Genomic DNA, 18038 nt, shown 5'->3' with positions numbered 1-18038 from the left:
AACATAAGTGCGATAAGTGAACATCTGTTGTACTGTAATCCCTATCACCCCGCAGCGCGGCCCGAGGTCCGCGCCTGCCCGGTGCCGTACCAAAGGAGCTGCACGCATGAGCATTCGAACTGAGTCCTACCTGGTGGGACTGGTTGGTGACGGCGTCACGCCATCGCTCACGCCACCCATGCACGAACGGGAAGGTGACGTGCAGGGCCTGCGCTACCTGTACCGGCCCATCGACCTGCTCGAACTGGGGTTGACCGGGGAAGCGGTGGGAGCCATCCTGCAGAGTGCCCGCACCCTGGGTTTCAACGGACTGAACATCACCCACCCCTGCAAGCAGCTGGTCCTCCAGCACCTGGACGAGGTCAGCCCGGACGCCCGCCGGCTCGGCGCCGTGAACACCGTGGTCATCCGGGACGGCCGCTTCATCGGCCACAACACGGACTTTTCCGGCTTCGCCGCCGCCCTGGCCTCCGGCCTGCCCGGCGCGCGGCTGGACCGCGTGGTGCAGCTCGGCGCAGGAGGTGCCGGCTCCGCCGTCGCCTACGCCCTGCTCAGCGCAGGCGTCAAGACCCTGGACCTGGTGGACATGGATCCGCAGCGCGCCGCAGCGCGCGCCGCCGAACTGGCAGGTTTCTTCCCGGACAGCACCGTGGCGGCACGCACGACGACGGAGCTGCCGCAGCTGATGCCGCTGGCCGACGGCCTGGTGCACTGCACACCCGTTGGCATGGCAGCCCACCCCGGCGTCCCGCTGGACCTGGACCTGCTCGAGCCCCGGCACTGGGTGGCCGACATTGTCTACCGCCCCATCGACACGGAACTGGTCCGCGGCGCCCGCGCCAAGGGCTGCGAGGTCCTGGACGGTGGCCGCATGGCGGTGGGCCAGGCCGCCGACGCGTTCCGGATCTTCACCGGGCTGGACGCTGACCCGGAGCGCATGCGCTCCCACTTCCTGGACCTTGTAGCCGCCGAGGAGGTGGCCGCCTGATGCGCACCGGAATCGCCACGGTCTGCCTCTCCGGCACCCTGAAGGAAAAGATGCAGGCCTGCGCCATCGCCGGGTTCGACGGCATCGAGATCTTCGAGCAGGACCTGGTCACCTCACCCCTGAGCCCCGAGGACGTCCGCAGGATGGCAACGGACCTGGGGCTCGGCCTGGACCTGTACCAGCCCTTCCGCGACTTCGACGGCGTCACCCCGGACCTGCTCAAAGCCAACCTCCGGCGCGCCGAGGCCAAGTTCAAGCTCATGGCACGCCTGGGCATGGACACCATCCTGGTGTGCTCGAACGTTGCCACCGCCACCATCGACGACGATGCCGTCCGCGCCGAACAACTGGCACAGCTCGCCAACCTGGCCGGGGACCACGGCGTCAAGGTGGCCTACGAGGCCCTGGCGTGGGGCAAGTACGTCAACGACTACGAGCACGCCTACCGCCTGGTGGAGATGGTGGACCACCCCAACTTGGGCACCTGCCTCGACTCCTTCCACATCCTGTCCCGTGATTGGGACACCGCACCGATCGAGCAGATCAACGCGGAGAAGATCTTCTTCGTCCAGGTGGCGGATGCCCCCAAACTGTCCATGGACGTCCTGTCCTGGAGCCGCCACTACCGGGTGTTCCCGGGCGAAGGACAGTTCGAGCTGGCCAAGTTCATGGGCCACGTGGTCCGCGCGGGCTACACCGGGCCGGTTTCGCTCGAGGTCTTCAACGACGTCTTCCGCCAGTCGGACGTGGAACGCACCGCCGTGGATGCGATGCGTTCACTGATCTGGCTGGAGGAGCAAAGCGCCAAATGGCTCGCCGGCAATGAAGCCACGCCCGGCAACCCAGCCGCGCTCCGCCGTCGTTATCCCATGGAACTGGCCACACTGCCCAAGGTGAACGAACCCGCCGGCTTCAACTTCGCCGAGGTCAAGGCGGACGACACCGCGCAGCTGGAGAAGCTCCTGGGCCAGCTCGGTTTCCAGTTCGAAGGCCGCCACCGGACCAAGGACGTTCAGCTGTGGACCATGGGCCAGGCACGCGTGATCATCAACGAACAGGCAGCGCAGCACGCGGAGCCCGCCATCGCCGCGCTGGGATTCGACGTCGATTCACCCGTGATTGCCTCCGCCCGCGCCCAGCAGCTCAAGGCCCCCGTGGTGGCCCGGAAGGTCCAGGCGGACGAGGAAGTGTTCCAGGGCATTGCCGCCCCGGACTCCACCGAAATCTTCCTCTGCCAGGGCAGCCCGGACGGCACCGCGGCCTGGACGCACGAATTCGGCGAAGGGCTGGAACACCCGTCGGCCGGGACCACGGCGGTCATTGACCACGTCAACCTGGCCCAGCCGTGGCAGCACTTCGATGAAGCTGTCCTCTTCTACACCAGCGCCCTGGCCCTGGAGCCGCAGCCCTTCGCGGAGGTTCCCAGTCCCAGCGGCCTGGTGCGCTCGCAGGTAATGCAGACTTCCGACGGCGCGGTGCGGCTGGTCCTGAACCTCGCCCCGATCCAGCAGGCCAGAAACGAGGCCCGCAAGACCTACCAGGAACACATCGCCTTCGCCGTGGAGGACCTGGTGGCCACCGCCCGGGCCGCCCGGGAGCGCGGCCTGGAATTCCTGCAGATCCCGGCCAACTACTACGAGGACCTGGACGCCCGGTTCGACCTGGAACCCGGATTCCTGGCCACCCTGCAGGAGCTCAACCTGCTCTTCGACCGGGATGCCGACGGCGAGTTCCTGCACTTCTACACCGCCACCGTGGGCAGCGTGTTCTTCGAAATGGTGGAACGCCGCGGCGGCTATGACGGCTACGGCGCCCCGAACGCCCCGGTCCGGCACGCGGTCCAATACGACTCGCTGCACCGCACCACCTGAACCCGCACCACCCACTACCCAGACGCAACAAACCCAACAGATCAGAAAGGAGCCAGCGGTGAAGGAAGACATCAACGCCGAGCTGGAGTCGGAAGAGCTCGTGCCCCCGGCCGAACCGAAGGCTGCCCACCAGCCCCTGGACAAGGCCATCGAGTCGCAGGCGGACCTCAGCGCAGAGATCAACGCCATCGGCGAGGCCTACCGCCGCGCGCTCAAGGACGGCGGCCAGCCGGAGATCCAGCCCCGGCTGGACTATCCGCCGTACCGCAGCAGCATCCTGCGCCACCCCACCAAGAGCCTGCAGCACGCGGACCCGGAAACCATTGAGCTCTACTCGCCGGCCTTCGGGCACCAGGACGTGCACGCGCTGGAATCGGATTTGACCATCCAGCACAACGGCGAACCCCTGGGCGAGCGCATCATCGTCTCCGGCAAGGTCCTGGACGGCGACGGCCGCCCGGTGGCAGGACAGCTGGTGGAGATCTGGCAGGCCAACTCCTCCGGCCGCTACATCCACAAGCGTGACCAGCACCCCGCGCCCATCGACCCCAACTTCACCGGCATTGGCCGCTGCATCACCGGCCCGGACGGCTCGTACCGGTTCACCACCATCAAGCCCGGCGCTTACCCGTGGAAGAACCACCTGAACGCGTGGAGGCCGGCGCACATCCACTTCTCGCTGTTCGGCACCGAGTTCACCCAGCGCATCATCACCCAGATGTACTTCCCCGGCGACCAGCTCTTCCCGCTGGACCCGATCTACCAGACCATCGTGGACCAGGACGCCCGCGACCGGCTGGTGGCCACCTATGACCACAGCATCACCGAGCCCGAATGGGCCCTGGGCTACAACTGGGACATCGTCCTGACCGGTCCCAAGCGGACCTGGACCGAAAACGAGGCGCTCGGCGCCGCAGGCGACGAGGAGTAGGAAAGATGACCAAACTGGTACCCACCCCCGGCCAGACCGTGGGCCCGTTCTACGGCTACGCGCTCCCGTTCGAGAAGGACAACGAACTCCTGCCCCCCGGCTTCCCGGGCTCCATCCGCCTGCAGGGCACCGTCTATGACGGCGCCGGCCACACCATCCCGGACGCCATCCTGGAGATCTGGCAGCCGGACGCCGACGGCAAGGTTGTCCAGCGCACCGGTTCCCTGGTCCGCGACGGCTACACCTTCACCGGCTGGGGCCGCGGCGCCGTGGGCAACTCCGGCGTCTTCACCTTCACCACCGTCAACCCCGGCCCCACCAAGCCGGGTGCGGCCCCGTTCATTTCCGTGGCGCTCTTCGCCCGCGGCCTGACCAACCGGCTGTTCACCCGCATCTACCTGCCGGAGGACACCGAGGCACTGGCCAACGACCCGCTGCTGGGCTCCCTGGAGCCGGAGCGCCGCGAGACGCTCATTGCACGCCGCGACCCCGATGGGGGCCTCACCTGGGACATCCGCCTCCAGGGTGAGGGCGAGACGGTCTTCCTGGACTTCCAGTGACCCACGCCGCCGCTTTGGGAGACTTGCGCGCCTTCGCGGAAGAGGGCGACGCCGGCCTGCTCACCCCCGTCTCAGCGTCGCCGTTGGTGGCGGCGCTGACGGGGGACCGGGCAGTGCTGGCGGCCATCCTCGCCGTCGAGGCCGGCTGGGCCGCCGTGCTGGAACGGGCCGGGCTGGCACCCGCCGGTTCGGCCGCCGTCGTGGCCTCCGCTGCCGAGGCGGGGCGCTACGACCTTGCAGGCATAGCGCTGCGCGCCCAGGGCGGCGGCAACCCGGTGATCCCGCTGCTGGCCGACCTCCGGAAGAACGTGGCGGCGCTCGATGCCGCCGGAGTCGGTGCCACGAAGGCCGTGCACACCTCCCTGACCAGCCAGGACGTCCTGGACACGGCCCTGATGCTACTGGCCCGCAATACCGTCCACGCGGTGCTGGCGGACCTGAAAGGCACCACGACGGCGCTGGCGCACCTTGCTGGGCAGCATGCGGACACGCTGTGCGTGGGCAGGAGCCTGACGCAGCATTCGCTGCCCTACACCTTCGGGCTGCGGGCCGCGCAGTGGTTCCAGGGCGTGGCCGCCGCGGGGCGGCAACTGGAAAACCTGGAGTTCCCGGTCCAGTTCGGCGGGGCGGCGGGAACACTCGCCGCCGGAACCGTGCTGACGGATGGCTCCCAGGCCACGCCGTTCACCCTGGCCGACGCCCTGGCGGACCAGCTGGGCCTGGCCCCGGCCACGGCTCCCTGGCACACCAACCGTTTGGCCATCACATCCCTGGGGCACGCGCTGGCATCCGTACTCGACGCCTTTGGCAAGATCGCCGCCGACGTCCTGTTCCTGAGCCGGCCCGAGGTGGCTGAGGTCGCCGAGCCGCGGGCGGCCGGGCGGGGCGTGTCCTCGGCCATGCCGCAGAAGCAGAACCCGGTGCTGTCCGTCCTGGTCCGGAGCGCCGCGCTGCAGGCACCACAGCTGGCCGCCCAGCTGCACGTGGCCGCCGCCAACTTCAACGACGAACGCCCGGACGGCGCCTGGCATACCGAATGGCCGGCCCTCCGCCAGCTGCTGGCCCTGGCCCTCGGCGCCGCAGGCCATCTGCGGGAACTCGCCGAAGGGCTCCGGGTGTTCCCGGACGGCATGCGCCGCAACCTCGACCTGTCCGGCCCGCTGCTGCTGGCCGAAGGCGTCACCGCCGCCGTGGCTCCGCTGCTGGCGGAGCAGGACGGGCGCACCGGCAAGCAGCAGCTGCAGCACGTGGTGGACCGGACCCTTGAAGCACCTCCTTCGGAGCAGGCCGCCGCCTACCGCAAGCTGTTCCGCGAAGCCGTTCCCGCCGCCGTCGTCCCTGACGCCCGGCTGGAGGAACTCCTGGACCCCGCCAGCTACCTGGGCCAATCGGCGGAGATTACCCGCCGCATCCTTGCCGCCTACCCCGAATTTGATTCCACCACCACCGACGCGAATGGAGCTTCCCGTGGCTAAGCCGGCCTTGAAGGCAGCGCTGCTGTCCCCCCAACGTCCCCTGGGCGACCACCCCCTGATCGTGGCAGGGCCGTCCCTGGGCACCTCCACGATCCTGTGGAACAGGGTGGCGTCCCTGCTCGGCGGTGATTACGACGTGGTGGCCTGGGACCTCCCCGGCCACGGGGTTTCGCCGGCTGCCAGCGAAGGATTCGACGTCGCCGCGCTCGCTGACGCCGTGGTGGACCTGGTGGACTCCATCGCCCCCGGCGAAAACTTCCACTATGCCGGGGTTTCCCTGGGCGGCGCGGTGGGCCTCCAGCTGGGCATCAAGCACGGTGAACGGCTGAAGAGCCTCTCCGTACAGAACAGCGGCGCCAAGATCGGCACCCCCGAAGGCTGGCTGGAGCGCGCGGAAACCGTCCGCACGCAGGGCACGCCGGTCATGATCCAGGGGTCCGCCCAGCGCTGGTTCGCGCCCGGCTTCATGGACCGGGAACCCGAGTTCAGCAGCCGGCTCCTGCACGCCCTGCGCGACGCCGACCGCTTCAGCTACGCCTTCTGCTGCGAGGCGCTGGCCGCCTTCGACGTCCGGGAGGAGCTGGGCAGCATCACCGTCCCCACCCAGGTCATCGCCGGGTCCCTGGACGGCGTCGCCACCCCCGCCATGGCCGAGGAAGTGGCAGGGGGTATCACCGCAGCGGGAGGCACTGCGACGGCGGTGACCGTGGAGGGCATCTCGCACCTGGCACCCGCGGAGGCCCCGGCCCACGTCGCGGACCTGATGCGCAGCCTGGCCACCTGGGCCGAATCACGGCAGGCCGCCAAGTGAGCGGCGCTGAGGGGGGCGGCCTGGAGCGCCATGGAGTGGTCCAGCCCGGTGCCACCAGCCAGGAAATCTACGACGGCGGCATGGTGGTCCGGCGCGAAGTGCTCGGCGACGCGCACGTGGACCGGGCCAACGCCAACAAAGATGAATTCACCGACGACTTCCAGGACATGATCACCCGCATCGCCTGGGGCGGAATCTGGACCCGGCCCGGCCTGACCCGCCAGATGCGCTCCGCGGTCACCATCACCGCCATGGTGGCGCACGGACACTGGGAGGAGTTGGCCATGCACATCCGCGCCGCCCTCCGGAACGGCCTCAGCAGGGACGAGATCAAGGAAATCCTGCTGCAGACCGCCATCTACTGCGGAGTCCCCTCCGCCAACACCGCCTTCAAGACCGCCCAGCAGGTCTTTCGAGAAATGGATACCACCGTATGAACCAGGCTTTTGTGTACGACGCCGTGCGCACCCCCTTTGGCAAGTTCGGCTCGGGCCTCGCGGCCGTCCGTCCGGATGACCTTGCGGCGCACGTGATCAAGGAGTCCGTGCAGCGTGCACCGGGACTCGATGTGGAGCGGATCGATGAGGTGGTGTTCGGCAACGCGAACGGCGCCGGTGAGGAGAACCGGAACATCGCGCGGATGGGCACGCTGCTGGCCGGGCTCCCGGTTTCCATCCCGGGCACCACGGTGAACCGGCTCTGCGGCTCCTCGCTGGATGCCGCGATCATCGCCTCGCGCCAGGTCAACGCCGGCGACGCCGACCTGATGCTGGTGGGCGGGGCCGAGTCGATGTCCCGTGCCCCGTGGGTGCTGCCCAAGACGGAAAAGCCGTACCCGGCCGGGGACATGACCCTGGCCTCCACCACGCTGGGCTGGCGGCTGGTGAACAAGGCGATGCCGAAGGAGTGGACCATCTCCCTGGGGGAGGCCACCGAGCGGCTCCGCGAGAAGTACGGCGTGACCCGGGAGGCGCAGGACGAGTTCGCCGCTGCCTCGCACAACCTGTCTGCCGCGGCGTGGGATGAAGGGTTCTATGACAACCTGGTCGCCCCGGTGCCCGGGACGGACCTGGTCCGGGACGAAGGCATCCGGGCGGGTTCGTCCGCCGAGAAACTCGCCGGGCTCAAAACCGTGTTCCGGACCGAGGACGGCACGGTCACCGCGGGCAACGCGTCGCCGTTGTCCGACGGCGCCTCCGCGGCGTGGATCGGATCCGAGGCGGCCGCCGGGCTGCTGGGGCTGGATCCGCTGGCCCGCATCGCCGGGCGCGGGGCGCACGCCAATGATCCGCAGTACTTCGGCTACGCCCCCGTCGAGGCCGCGAACAAGGCCCTCGAAAAGGCGGGCATCGGCTGGGAGCAGGTGGGCGCCGTCGAACTTAACGAAGCCTTCGCCGCGCAGTCCCTGGCGTGCATCAACGCCTGGGGGATCGACCACTCGATCGTGAACCGGCACGGCGGAGCGATCGCCATGGGGCACCCGCTGGGCGCTTCCGGGACCCGGATCCTGGGCACCTTGGCCCGGTCCCTGCAGGCCTCCGGCGAACGCTGGGGCGTCGCTGCGATCTGCATCGGCGTCGGCCAGGCCCTGGCCGTCGTGCTCGAAAACGTCACCGCTGGAAAGGACCAGTAATGCTGAACTTCGTAGATTCGGTCCAGGACGCCGTGGCCGGCATCAAGGACGGCTCCACCGTGATGATCGGCGGGTTCGGCAACGCCGGCCAGCCGTTCGAACTGATCGACGCGCTGCTGGAGTGCGGCGCCACGGACCTGACCGTGGTGAACAACAACGCGGGCCAGGGCGACCAGGGCCTGGCCCTGCTGATCAAGGAGGGCCGGGTGAAGAAGATGATCTGCTCCTTCCCGCGGCAGTCCGACTCCTGGCACTTCGACGCCAAGTACAAGGCCGGCGAAATCGAACTCGAACTCGTCCCGCAGGGCAACCTCGCCGAACGCATCCGCGCCGCCGGCGCCGGCATCGGCGGGTTCTTCACCCCCACCGGGTACGGCACCATGCTGGCCGAGGGCAAGGAAACCCGCATCATTGACGGCCGCGGGCAGGTCTTCGAAACCCCCATCCACGCCGATGTGGCCCTGATCAAGGCCCTGAAGGCGGACGGGAAGGGCAACCTGGTATACCGCAAGACGGCCCGGAACTTCGGCCCCATCATGGCCGCCGCGGCGAAGCACACCATCGTCCAGGTGTCCGAGATCGTCCCCACCGGCGGCCTGGACCCGGAAAACGTGGTCACCCCGGGGATCTACGTCAACAGCATCGTCAAAGTTGCCGGCAGCGGCAGCGCAGCAGAAAAGGTTGCCTGAGATGAGCGTGCAGTCCAACGAAAAGTCCCTCCAGACCTCGGCGACGCCCCTGGGCCGCGATGACCTGGCCCGCCTGGTGGCCAGGGACATCGCGCCCGGGTCCTTCGTGAACCTGGGCATCGGCCAGCCCACCCTGGTGTCCAACTACCTCACCGAGGAACAGAACATCACCCTCCACACGGAGAACGGCATGCTCGGCATGGGCCCGGAAGCCAAGGGCGGGGAGATCGACGAGGACCTGATCAACGCCGGCAAGATCCCCGTCACCGAACTGCCCGGCGCATCCTACTTCCACCACGCGGACTCGTTCGCGATCATGCGCGGCGGCCACCTGGACATCTGCGTCCTGGGTGCTTTCCAGGTCTCCGCCACCGGGGACCTGGCGAACTGGCACACCGGGGCACCCGGGGCGATTCCCGCCGTCGGCGGTGCCATGGACCTGGCAACCGGCGCCAAGGACGTCTTCGTCATGATGACCCTCCTGACCCGCGACGGCGCCTCAAAGATCGTGGACGCCTGCACCTACCCGGTCACCGGCGTCGGCTGCGTCACCCGCGTCTACACAGACAAGGGAGTGTTCCTCACCGGCCCGGACGGCGTCAGCGTCCGCGAAACCTTCGGCTGCACCCTCGAGGAACTCCAGGAACTTGTCCCGGTCCCGCTCAAGGCCGCACCCGCCGAACGCCAGGACCCGCGCGCATCCTAGGATTGGTAACCATGACCGACGCCGCAGGTACCGACACCAGGCCCGCCCCGCAGGCCGGCGACCAGTATGTCCAGTCGCTGGCCCGGGGGCTGGCGGTAATCCGTGCCTTCGACGCCGACCGTCCGGTCATGACGCTCACCGAGGTCGCCTCCCGCACCGGCCTGACACGGGCCACGGCGCGCCGCTTCCTGCACACGCTGGTGGAGCTCGGCTACGTGCGGACCGACGGCAAGACCTTTGCGCTGACCGCCAAGGTCCTCCAGCTGGGGTACGCGTACCTTTCGGGGCTGTCGCTGCCGCAGCTGGCACAGCCGCACCTGGAGGAACTGTCCCTCAAGCTGGGCGAATCCACGTCCGCGGCGGTGCTGGACGGAACGGACATCGCCTACATTGCGCGGGTGACCAGCCGCCGGATCATGACGGTTGGCATCACCGTGGGTACCAGGTTCCCCGCCTATGCCACCTCGATGGGGCGGGTGCTGCTGGCCTACCTTCCGCCCGCGGACCTGAAGGCCTACCTCGCGTCCGCCGAGGTCAGGCCGCTCACTCCGCGCGCCCTGGGCTCCGTGGACCAGTTGGTGGCGGTGCTGGACAGAGTCCGGGCCCAGGGCTGGTGCCTGCTGAACCAGGAACTGGAGCTGGGCCTGATGTCCGTGGCCGCGCCGGTGTATGACGGAGCCAAGGTGGTGGCGGCCGTGAACGTGTCGCTGCAGGCCCAGTCCGTGGAGGCCAAACCGGACCCGCAGGCGTACCTGGCATCGGTGGCGCAGGAGATCGTTGCCACCGCCAAGCTGATTTCCGCCGACCTTACCGCCCGGGGATAACGGGAGCCCGGGCTTCAGTCCACGTACCGCAGTCCGGCTTCCGCCAGCGGTCCGCGCATGCTGTAGATGTCGAGCCCCAGTTCCCCGCTGGCAAAACGCCCACGCTTGGCTTTCTCGTTGTCTTCGCGTTTCCGCGCGGCTTCCGCAACGTCGGCGGCGCGGGAGGCGGGGACCACTGCCACGCCGTCGACGTCGGCAATCACCACGTCCCCGGGGTTCACCAGTGCGTTGGCGCAGACCACCGGGATGTTCACTGAGCCGAGGGTGGCCTTGACGGTGCCCTTTGAGTTGATGGCCCGGCTGAACACGGGAAAGTCCATGGCCTGGAGGGCTGCCACATCGCGGCAGCCGCCATCAATGACCAGGCCGGCTGCGCCCCGGGCCCGGAGCGATGTTGCCAGCAGTTCGCCAAAGAAGCCGTCCTCGCACTCGGTGGTGCAGCCGGCCACCACCACGTCACCGGGCCGGACCTGTTCGGCCGCAACATGCAGCATCCAGTTGTCGCCGGGCTGGAGCAGGACGGTCACGGCGGTGCCGCACAGGGTGGCAGCGGGGTAGGCGGGGCGGATGTAGGGGCGCATGAGGCCCAGCCTGCCCATGGCTTCATGGACCGTGCTGACGCCGAAGGCGGAGAGGGCCTTGACGGCGTCCTCCGGTGCGCGGGTGATGTTGGTATGGACTACCCCAAGTTCCTGCATCGTGGCTCCCTTCGACGGCGTCTCACCGGCCCTGCCGCTTGAGCAGGGCGTCAAGGCGCGGATAGACGGTACGTGCGTTGTGTTCGTGGATGGCGCCGAGTTCGGCCTCGTCGAGGCCGGCGGCGTCGATGTAGCGTGCCGTGTCGTCGAAATGGTGGCCCGTCCACGGATCGATGTCCCGGACCGCGCCGATCATTTCGGAGGCAAAGAGGATGTTCTGCGTGGGGATGACTTCCAGCAGGAGGTCGATTCCGGGCTGGTGGTACACGCAGGTGTCGAAGAAGACATTTCCCAGCAGGTGCTCTTCCAGCGTGGGCTTCCCCAGGGCCATGGCAAGCCCACGGAAGCGCCCCCAGTGGTAGGGCACTGCGCCGCCGCCATGGGGAATGATGAGCTTCAGGGTGGGGAAGTCCTTGAACAGGTCCCCTGGATGAGCTGCATGAAAGCGGTGGTGTCCGCATTGAGGTAGTGCGCGCCGGTGGTGTGGAAGGCGGCGTTGATGCTGGTGCTGACGTGGACCATGGCAGGGACGCCGTACTCAACCATCTTCTCGTAGACGGGATACCAGTACCGGTCCGTCAGGGGCGGGGCAGTCCAGTGCCCGCCGGACGGGTCGGGGTTCAGGTTCAGCGCCACCGCCCCGTATTCCTCCACGCAGCGGGTGAGCTCGGGGAGGCAGGTTTCGGTGTCCACGCCGGGGGACTGGGGGAGCATGGCGGCCGGGACGAACCTCCCGGGGTAGAGCCGGCTGACCCGGTGGCAGAGTTCGTTGCAGATGGCAGCCCACTCCGCCGAGGTTGCGAGGGAACCGACATGGTGCGCCATGAAGGACGCGCGCGGTGAGAAGACGGTGAGGTCGATGCCGCGTTCGTCCATGAGCCGCAGCTGGTTCGCCTCGATGCTTTCACGCAGGTCGTCGTCGGAAATGGACAGGTCGGTGCGGGACGGCGCCAGTGAAGGATCCTCCAGGGCCGCCACCTGCCGGTCACGCCACAACCCGAGGGCGGCCGGGGCCGTGGTGTAGTGGCCGTGGATGTCAATAATCATCGCGCATGCTCCTGGCAGGGGCGCCTGCCAAACGGCGCCGTTCTAACTCGATAACCGCACATGCAAATGTTGTCAGCAATATAGTTAACAATCAATGGTTTCCCGGGCCCAGGCGGACAAGTCTGGAGTACGCTGAATCCGGAAAATCGTCAGCAAATGTGGCAACCGGCCGAGCAGGGAGATGGTGGGCAGTGGAAACCGTGGATGGAACGGGCCGGGCCCTCACGGCTGCCGAGCTCGCGGAGCTGCTGCGCACCGCCATCGTCAGCGGTGAGCTGGTTCCCAACCAGCGCCTGGTGGAAGGGGACCTCGCTGCCGAGTACGGAGCAAGCCGCGGGAACATCAGGGTGGCCCTCTCGGAGTTGAGCGTGGAAGGCCTGGTGGAACGGGTCCAGAACCGCGGCGCCAGGGTGCGCGCCGTCTCAGTGGACGAGGCCGTTGAAATCACCGAGGTGCGGGCTGCGCTGGAGGCGTTGTGTGCCCGCAAAGCCGCGGAACGGGCCACCGAGAGGGACATTGAAGAGCTGCAGGAGCTGGCCGCCCGGATGCAGGGCGCCGTGGACCGCGGAGACCGTGAGTCCTACTCGGAAGGCAACCAGGCGATGCACGAAAAGATCATCGCCATGAGTGCGCAGAAGACCGCCGCAGCCACCATCCAGCGCCTGCGCGGACAGGCGGTCCGCTTCCAGTTCCGCCTGGCGCGCCAGCCGGGGCGCCCGGCCGTCTCGCTCCCGCAGCACCTTGCCGTCATTGATGCCGTCTGCGCGCATGATGCCGATGCCGCCGCCGAGGCCATGCGGGTCCACCTGGAAAGCGTGGCGGACGCCATCCGCGCCAGCAACAAGTAACCCGCAGCCGGTCTGGCCAGGGGCCGCCGCAGCATGGGAGGCGCGGCCTGACAGGCGAATCGTTACCCACAACCTCCCCGCCGGCTACTCCCGCCGCGGGCCGCCGCGCTCTAGACTCAAGCCAACTGCGTGCAGCAGAGCCGCTGCACAGCTCGTCAGGAAGAGGAGTCGGCGGGTGAAACTGGGGATTCCGCGGGAACGCAGGGAGGGCGAGCGGCGCGTCGCCGCCACTCCTGATACCGTCAGGCAGCTGGTGGCGATGGGACTGGACGTCCTGGTGGAAACCGGGGCGGGGGACGGCGCCGGGCATGCCGATGCGGGCTATCAGCAGGCCGGTGCCACCATCGTCCCCGTACTGGACACAACGGCCCTGGATGTCCTGGCCCATGTCCGGCCCCTTGACCCGAACACCGCCGCGTCCCTGCACAAGGGAGCCGTCACGGTGGGGCTCGCGTCGCCGTCGTCCGACCTGCCCGCGGTCCAGGCGCTCGCTGATAACGCGGTGACCTCGTTCGCCCTGGAACTGGTGCCCCGCATCTCCCGCGCCCAGTCCATGGACGCCCTGACCTCCCAGGCCCTGGTGGCCGGCTACCGGTGCGTCCTGGAGGCCGCCATCAGGCTGCCCCGGTTCTTCCCGCTCTACATGACCGCGGCAGGGACCATCCCGCCCGCCCGCGTCCTGGTGCTTGGTGCCGGCGTGGCAGGGCTGCAGGCGATAGGCACCGCCAAACGGCTGGGTGCGCGCGTCTTCGCGAACGACATCCGCCCTGCCTCCGCCGACGAGGTCGCGTCCATGGGTGGCACCTTCATCCGGCTGGACCTGGAGACTGCTGAAGCGGCCGGCGGCTACGCACGGCAACTGAGTTCCGATGCCGGCACCCGGCAGCGGCAGCTGCTGGCACCCCACGTGGCGGAGTCGGACGTCCTGATTACGACGGCGGCCGTTCCCGGGCGCCCGGCGCCCCTCCTGGTGACCCGCGAGATGGTGCAGGGCATGCGCCCGGGATCGGTCGTCGTCGACCTCGCCGCCGAGTCCGGCGGCAACGTGGAAGGCTCCGTGCCCGGCCGGGACATCCCCATACCCACCGCCGACGGAACCGGGCACATCACCCTGGTCGGCTTGAAGGATCCGGCCTCCGCGATGGCGTCGGACGCCTCCCGCCTGTACGCCAAGAACGTGGCCAACCTGCTGGCACTCCTGGTCCAGGACGGGCACCTCGCGCTGGATTTCGGGGACGAAGTGGTGGCCGGTGCGTGCCTCACCCACGCCGGGGAAGTGCGGCACCGGCCCACCGCGGACCTGCTCGCGGCCCGGACGGCCACGGCAGCGGCCGGGCAGGAAGGAACACGCTGATGGATGGAATCGCCCTGCTGACCATCACCGTGCTGGCGGTGTTCGTTGGCTTCGAGGTGGTCTCCAAGGTCTCCAGCACCCTGCACACGCCGTTGATGTCCGGCGCCAACGCCATCCACGGGATCATCCTGGTAGGGGCCATCATCGTCGCCGGCCAGGCGGCCGACCCGTGGGTTCTCGCGGTGGCGCTCGTCGCCGTCGTCCTCGCCACCGCCAACTTGGTGGGCGGGTTCGTGGTGACGGACCGGATGCTGCACATGTTCCATGCCAAGAAGGATCCGGTCAAGGCAGGCGCCCAGCCCAAGGCAGGCAGTAAATGAGCCTCCTCGACCCCGTCTGGACCTCACTGCTCTACCTCGCCGCCGCGGTCTGCTTCATCCTGGCCCTGCGCGGACTCAGTTCCCCCCGTACGGCACGCCGCGGAAACCTGGTGGGGGCACTTGGGGCGCTGATCGCCGTCATCACCGTCTTCCTGTCCGCCCGGCTGGAGAACGTCCCCTGGATCCTGGCCGCCATCGCCGTGGGTTCCGCGGTGGCGGCACCCGTGGCGCGGCGGGTGAAAATGACGCAGATGCCGCAGCTCGTGGCCCTGTTCAACGGGGTGGGCGGCGGCGCTGCCGCCCTGGTGGCCCTCCTCGAGCTGGGCCATGCGGGGGAACCGTGGGTCCGCGTGGCCATCGTTTTCACGCTCTTGGTGGGTGCGGTGTCCTTCGCCGGTTCCGGGATCACGTTCGCCAAGCTGCAGGAGCTGATGACCACCCGGCCCGTGGTGTTCCCCGGGCTGCCCGTGGTGATGTCGGTGGTGCTGCTGGCGGCAGTGGGCTCCGGCGTCGCCGTCGTCGTTTCCGGGTCGCTGCCCCTTGCGGTCCTGCTGCTGGTCCTGGGCCTTGCCGCGGGCGTCCTGCTGGTGCTGCCCGTGGGCGGCGCGGACGTGCCCATCGTCATCTCGCTGCTCAACGCCTTCACCGGCCTGGCCGTCGCGGCGTCCGGCGTGGTGCTCGGCAACGTCCTGCTGGTGGTGGCCGGCACGCTGGTGGGCGCCTCGGGCACCATCCTCACCCGGGCCATGGCGGCCGCCATGGGCCGGAGCGTGGCGGGCATCCTGTTCGGCGCTTTCCGTGGAGGTTCGACGGCGGGGTCCACGGCCGTGAGCGAACGTCCGGTCCGGTCGTCCTCGGCTGAAGACGTGGCGGTGCTGCTGGGGTATGCCCAGCGCGTGATCATCGTCCCCGGCTACGGGCTGGCGGTGGCGCAGGGCCAGCATACTGCCGCCGAGTTGGCGCTGGCCCTGGAGGCCCGAGGGATCGAAGTGGACTTTGCCATCCATCCTGTGGCCGGCCGGATGCCCGGACACATGAATGTGCTCCTGGCCGAAGCCAACGTTCCGTACGAGTCGCTCAAGGAAATGGGCGAGATCAACCCGCAGTTCAAGACCACCGATGTGGCCTTGGTGGTGGGTGCCAACGACGTGGTGAACCCGGCCGCCAAGACGTCCTCCGGGTCCCCGATTTACGGCATGCCCATCCTGGAAGTGGCCGACGCGCGGCAGGTGGTCTTCCTTAAGCGCTCCATGCGCCCGGGCTTCGCCGGCATCGAAAACGACCTGCTGTACGAGCCACAGACATCCCTGCTGTTCGGCGACGCCAAGGACTCCCTGGCCCAGGTGCTGGGCGCGGTCAAGGCACTGTAGGCGGGGAACGGCCCCCGCGGCGGGTTACCCTTCTCTCAGAAGCTTGCTTTCCATCCGCCATCAGAGGACGCCATGACTGACATCAGCTCCACTTCGCCCAAACGTGCCGCCATCATCGTCAATCCAGCCAAGCCGGTGGACATCGACGTGCGCGGGCTGGTGGCCAAGCACTGCGTGGAAAACGGCTGGGGCGAGGCCATTTGGCTGGAAACCACCAAGGAGGATCCCGGGGTCGGGCAGGCGAAGGAAGCGCTGGCCCAGGGTGCGGACATCGTTATCGCTGCCGGCGGTGACGGTACCGTGCGCTGTGTCGCTGAGGTCCTGGCCGGCGGGGACACCCCCATGGGCCTGCTGCCGCTGGGCACCGGCAACCTGTTGGCCCGGAACCTCGGCCTGGACGTGACCGATTACGACGCCGCCATGGCCGGGGCCCTGATTGGCACCGAACGGAAGATCGACGTTGTCCGTGCCCGGCGCAGCGACCCGGACAAGGAGCAGGTGTTCCTGGTCATGGCCGGCGTGGGATATGACGCCACCATCATGGCGGACACCAATGAGGACCTGAAGGACAAGGTGGGCTGGCTGGCCTACGTTGACGCCGGCATCCGTAACCTGCCCGGCAAGCCGATCAAGGCGACCGTGGTGATCGACGGCAAGGACGTGGTGCACCGCGGGGTCCGCAGCGTGATGGTGGGCAACTGCGGCAAGGTCCAGGGCGGCCTGGAAATCTTCCCCGATGCCAAGATGGACGACGGTCTGCTGGACATTGCCGTCCTGGCACCCCACCACGGCAAGCTGGGCTGGCTGTCCGTGCTGGCCGGCATCATCGGCCGGGGCAAGAACAGGGACACCGCCGTGGAGTACTTCCAGGGCAAGACCGTGGAGATCACCCTCGAGCACAACGACGACTACCAGCTGGACGGCGACCACGAAGGCGAGGGCAAGCACGTCCTGATGACCATGGAGCCCGGAGCCCTGACCCTGCGGATGTAGGGACTGCGGTCGGAGGCCCGTTACGCGCGGGGTCCCTCCGTCCGCCGGTGCGAGAGGATCTCGGCAAGCTCCGCCAGGCGGTGCGCCCGGGCCGATTCGGCCGGGGTGAACGGCTCGCCGGGCCGGGTGAAGGTGATGGGACCGTGCCATGCCGTGGGGATCTTAAGCCGGGTCCCGTCGTCGGGCCCTTTGGTGCCGGCGTCCGACGGCGGCACGATGCCCGCGTGCAGCAGCTCGGCCACCGCCAGGGGCAGTTCGTCCGGAGCGGCAGCGATCCTGGCCGCCAGGCTCAGCGCCCTGGTCTGTCCGTCTGCCATGGCCAGTGCGGTGGTGGGCCAGACGTGCGAGTGGCTCCCGCCGCCGTTGGACAGCGCTGCAAGCAATTCACGCTCACCCACGGTGCCCGGGGCCGAGAGCACGAACTCATCCAGGACCCCGCCCGGTGCCGGGTGGACGTGGATGCCAAGGATGTTCGCATCCAGCCTGGCCAAAGCCCGCGTGATCCGCTGCAGCGACCCGGGCTGGTCCCGGAGCAGCGTCCGCGCCCGCCACAGCGACGGTGCCGCTGCCAGCCGCCGGCGGTGACGCAGTGCCGGGGCGTGCAGCCAGCTGCGAAGGACCCGGGCGGCGGACGGCTCGGCCACCCAGATCACCAGGACCGTGGCGGTGAGGGTCAGCACCAGCACCTTGGCCACGTAAGGGAGGTGGGCTTCCACCACGAGGGCGTGGACCAGAAGCTCGATGGGCAGCATCGCGGCGACATTGGCCAAGGTCAGCCGGGCCTTGTGCGGTTCCGGCATCCGGCCGCAGACTTCGCAGCTCAATTCAGCGGCAGGCGCATTGCGCGGAGGGCGGTTCATGACTCAAGCATCAGCGGGCGCTGTTTCCGCCGCATTGCCTCCTGATTCCATTCATGGGAA

20 protein-coding genes are annotated in these 18038 nt (G+C 68.6%); 16 read left to right on the top strand and 4 right to left on the bottom strand.

Translation table 11 applies throughout. The features are described from left to right. Window positions 1-106: 106 nt before the first annotated feature. From NIBR502770_RS17475 to NIBR502770_RS17425, 11 genes are read left to right on the top strand one after another with little or no spacing between them, the layout of a single operon-like run. Complete coding sequence (locus NIBR502770_RS17475; RefSeq protein WP_141158893.1) at window positions 107-988, top strand: shikimate dehydrogenase; 882 nt, start codon at window positions 107-109, stop codon at window positions 986-988. Next, window positions 988-2859: a bifunctional sugar phosphate isomerase/epimerase/4-hydroxyphenylpyruvate dioxygenase family protein gene (locus NIBR502770_RS17470; RefSeq protein ID WP_141182792.1), complete on the top strand. Its 1872-nt coding sequence runs from the start codon at window positions 988-990 to the stop codon at window positions 2857-2859. Before NIBR502770_RS17475 ends, NIBR502770_RS17470 begins: the two co-directional genes overlap by 1 nt. 58 nt (window positions 2860-2917) lie before the next feature. Next, entirely contained in the window at window positions 2918-3790 is an 873-nt protein-coding gene (pcaH, locus tag NIBR502770_RS17465) for a protocatechuate 3,4-dioxygenase subunit beta (RefSeq protein ID WP_141158895.1), read from the top strand. Window positions 3791-3795: 5 nt separating this feature from the next. Next, on the top strand, window positions 3796-4350 hold the full coding sequence (gene pcaG / locus NIBR502770_RS17460; RefSeq protein WP_141158896.1) for a protocatechuate 3,4-dioxygenase subunit alpha: 555 nt from the start codon (window positions 3796-3798) through the stop codon (window positions 4348-4350). Further along, window positions 4347-5825: a lyase family protein gene (locus NIBR502770_RS17455; RefSeq protein ID WP_141182791.1), complete on the top strand. Its 1479-nt coding sequence runs from the start codon at window positions 4347-4349 to the stop codon at window positions 5823-5825. The genes pcaG and NIBR502770_RS17455 overlap by 4 nt, the downstream gene beginning before the upstream one ends. Further along, window positions 5818-6636: an alpha/beta fold hydrolase gene (locus NIBR502770_RS17450; RefSeq protein ID WP_141158898.1), complete on the top strand. Its 819-nt coding sequence runs from the start codon at window positions 5818-5820 to the stop codon at window positions 6634-6636. The genes NIBR502770_RS17455 and NIBR502770_RS17450 overlap by 8 nt, the downstream gene beginning before the upstream one ends. After that, entirely contained in the window at window positions 6633-7073 is a 441-nt protein-coding gene (gene pcaC / locus NIBR502770_RS17445; RefSeq protein ID WP_141182790.1) for a 4-carboxymuconolactone decarboxylase, read from the top strand. Before NIBR502770_RS17450 ends, pcaC begins: the two co-directional genes overlap by 4 nt. Next, window positions 7070-8269 (top strand): thiolase family protein, encoded by a 1200-nt coding sequence (locus NIBR502770_RS17440; protein WP_141182789.1) that lies wholly within the window; start codon window positions 7070-7072, stop codon window positions 8267-8269. Before pcaC ends, NIBR502770_RS17440 begins: the two co-directional genes overlap by 4 nt. Then, a complete protein-coding gene (locus NIBR502770_RS17435) occupies window positions 8269-8958 on the top strand; it encodes a 3-oxoacid CoA-transferase subunit A (protein WP_141182788.1) in 690 nt (229 codons plus the stop codon). Before NIBR502770_RS17440 ends, NIBR502770_RS17435 begins: the two co-directional genes overlap by 1 nt. 1 nt (window position 8959) lies before the next feature. Then, window positions 8960-9664: a 3-oxoacid CoA-transferase subunit B gene (locus NIBR502770_RS17430; protein WP_141182787.1), complete on the top strand. Its 705-nt coding sequence runs from the start codon at window positions 8960-8962 to the stop codon at window positions 9662-9664. A gap of 11 nt (window positions 9665-9675) precedes the next feature. Beyond that, window positions 9676-10488 (top strand): IclR family transcriptional regulator C-terminal domain-containing protein, encoded by an 813-nt coding sequence (locus NIBR502770_RS17425; protein WP_141158903.1) that lies wholly within the window; start codon window positions 9676-9678, stop codon window positions 10486-10488. Window positions 10489-10502: 14 nt separating this feature from the next. On the opposite strand, the gene ligK is transcribed toward NIBR502770_RS17425, so the two are convergent. Genes ligK through NIBR502770_RS21680 form a run of 3 tightly spaced genes read right to left on the bottom strand, consistent with a single transcriptional unit; the run spans window position 10503 to window position 12233 of the window. Further along, complete coding sequence (gene ligK, locus NIBR502770_RS17420) at window positions 10503-11186, bottom strand: 4-carboxy-4-hydroxy-2-oxoadipate aldolase/oxaloacetate decarboxylase (protein ID WP_141158904.1); 684 nt, start codon at window positions 11184-11186, stop codon at window positions 10503-10505. Between the two features lie 22 nt (window positions 11187-11208). After that, a complete protein-coding gene (locus tag NIBR502770_RS21685; protein ID WP_256371919.1) occupies window positions 11209-11553 on the bottom strand; it encodes an amidohydrolase family protein in 345 nt (114 codons plus the stop codon). Window positions 11554-11582: 29 nt separating this feature from the next. Beyond that, window positions 11583-12233, bottom strand: a complete 651-nt coding sequence (locus NIBR502770_RS21680; RefSeq protein ID WP_256371918.1) for an amidohydrolase family protein — start codon at window positions 12231-12233, stop codon at window positions 11583-11585. 191 nt (window positions 12234-12424) lie between these two features. Here NIBR502770_RS21680 and NIBR502770_RS17410 point away from each other — a divergent pair, with 191 nt between their 5' ends. The 5 genes from NIBR502770_RS17410 (at window position 12425) to NIBR502770_RS17390 (ending at window position 17118) form a co-directional block, all read left to right on the top strand. Then, complete coding sequence (locus NIBR502770_RS17410; RefSeq protein ID WP_141182786.1) at window positions 12425-13081, top strand: GntR family transcriptional regulator; 657 nt, start codon at window positions 12425-12427, stop codon at window positions 13079-13081. 175 nt (window positions 13082-13256) lie between these two features. Beyond that, entirely contained in the window at window positions 13257-14435 is a 1179-nt protein-coding gene (locus tag NIBR502770_RS17405; RefSeq protein ID WP_141182785.1) for a Re/Si-specific NAD(P)(+) transhydrogenase subunit alpha, read from the top strand. Continuing rightward, entirely contained in the window at window positions 14435-14755 is a 321-nt protein-coding gene (locus tag NIBR502770_RS17400; RefSeq protein ID WP_141182784.1) for an NAD(P) transhydrogenase subunit alpha, read from the top strand. Before NIBR502770_RS17405 ends, NIBR502770_RS17400 begins: the two co-directional genes overlap by 1 nt. After that, entirely contained in the window at window positions 14752-16125 is a 1374-nt protein-coding gene (locus tag NIBR502770_RS17395) for an NAD(P)(+) transhydrogenase (Re/Si-specific) subunit beta (RefSeq protein WP_141182783.1), read from the top strand. Before NIBR502770_RS17400 ends, NIBR502770_RS17395 begins: the two co-directional genes overlap by 4 nt. Window positions 16126-16197: 72 nt before the next feature. After that, on the top strand, window positions 16198-17118 hold the full coding sequence (locus NIBR502770_RS17390; protein WP_141182782.1) for a diacylglycerol kinase family protein: 921 nt from the start codon (window positions 16198-16200) through the stop codon (window positions 17116-17118). Window positions 17119-17138: 20 nt separating this feature from the next. Here the strand turns inward: NIBR502770_RS17390 and NIBR502770_RS17385 are convergent, their stop codons facing one another. Continuing rightward, on the bottom strand, window positions 17139-17978 hold the full coding sequence (locus tag NIBR502770_RS17385; protein WP_141182781.1) for an ACT domain-containing protein: 840 nt from the start codon (window positions 17976-17978) through the stop codon (window positions 17139-17141). Window positions 17979-18038: the final 60 nt, after the last annotated feature.

Origin of the sequence: Pseudarthrobacter sp. NIBRBAC000502770, assembly GCF_006517815.1 — a bacterium.
GTDB classification, from domain to species: domain Bacteria; phylum Actinomycetota; class Actinomycetes; order Actinomycetales; family Micrococcaceae; genus Arthrobacter; species Arthrobacter niigatensis.
Note: the sequence above shows the minus strand (reverse complement) of the source record. Positions and strands in the feature narration are given on the sequence as shown.

What these genes read in the sequence shown, in the direction of transcription:
- NIBR502770_RS17475 (WP_141158893.1), top strand. Translation starts at nt 107, where the DNA reads ATGAGCATTCGAACTGAGTCCTACCTGGTGGGACTGGTTGGTGACGGC.
- NIBR502770_RS17470 (WP_141182792.1), top strand. Translation starts at nt 988, where the DNA reads ATGCGCACCGGAATCGCCACGGTCTGCCTCTCCGGCACCCTGAAGGAA.
- pcaG (WP_141158896.1), top strand. Translation starts at nt 3,796, where the DNA reads ATGACCAAACTGGTACCCACCCCCGGCCAGACCGTGGGCCCGTTCTAC.
- NIBR502770_RS17440 (WP_141182789.1), top strand. Translation starts at nt 7,070, where the DNA reads ATGAACCAGGCTTTTGTGTACGACGCCGTGCGCACCCCCTTTGGCAAG.
- NIBR502770_RS17435 (WP_141182788.1), top strand. Translation starts at nt 8,269, where the DNA reads ATGCTGAACTTCGTAGATTCGGTCCAGGACGCCGTGGCCGGCATCAAG.
- NIBR502770_RS17430 (WP_141182787.1), top strand. Translation starts at nt 8,960, where the DNA reads ATGAGCGTGCAGTCCAACGAAAAGTCCCTCCAGACCTCGGCGACGCCC.
- NIBR502770_RS17425 (WP_141158903.1), top strand. Translation starts at nt 9,676, where the DNA reads ATGACCGACGCCGCAGGTACCGACACCAGGCCCGCCCCGCAGGCCGGC.
- ligK (WP_141158904.1), bottom strand. Translation starts at nt 11,186, where the DNA reads ATGCAGGAACTTGGGGTAGTCCATACCAACATCACCCGCGCACCGGAG.
- NIBR502770_RS21680 (WP_256371918.1), bottom strand. Translation starts at nt 12,233, where the DNA reads ATGATTATTGACATCCACGGCCACTACACCACGGCCCCGGCCGCCCTC.
- NIBR502770_RS17400 (WP_141182784.1), top strand. Translation starts at nt 14,435, where the DNA reads ATGGATGGAATCGCCCTGCTGACCATCACCGTGCTGGCGGTGTTCGTT.
- NIBR502770_RS17395 (WP_141182783.1), top strand. Translation starts at nt 14,752, where the DNA reads ATGAGCCTCCTCGACCCCGTCTGGACCTCACTGCTCTACCTCGCCGCC.
- NIBR502770_RS17390 (WP_141182782.1), top strand. Translation starts at nt 16,198, where the DNA reads ATGACTGACATCAGCTCCACTTCGCCCAAACGTGCCGCCATCATCGTC.
- NIBR502770_RS17385 (WP_141182781.1), bottom strand. Translation starts at nt 17,978, where the DNA reads ATGAACCGCCCTCCGCGCAATGCGCCTGCCGCTGAATTGAGCTGCGAA.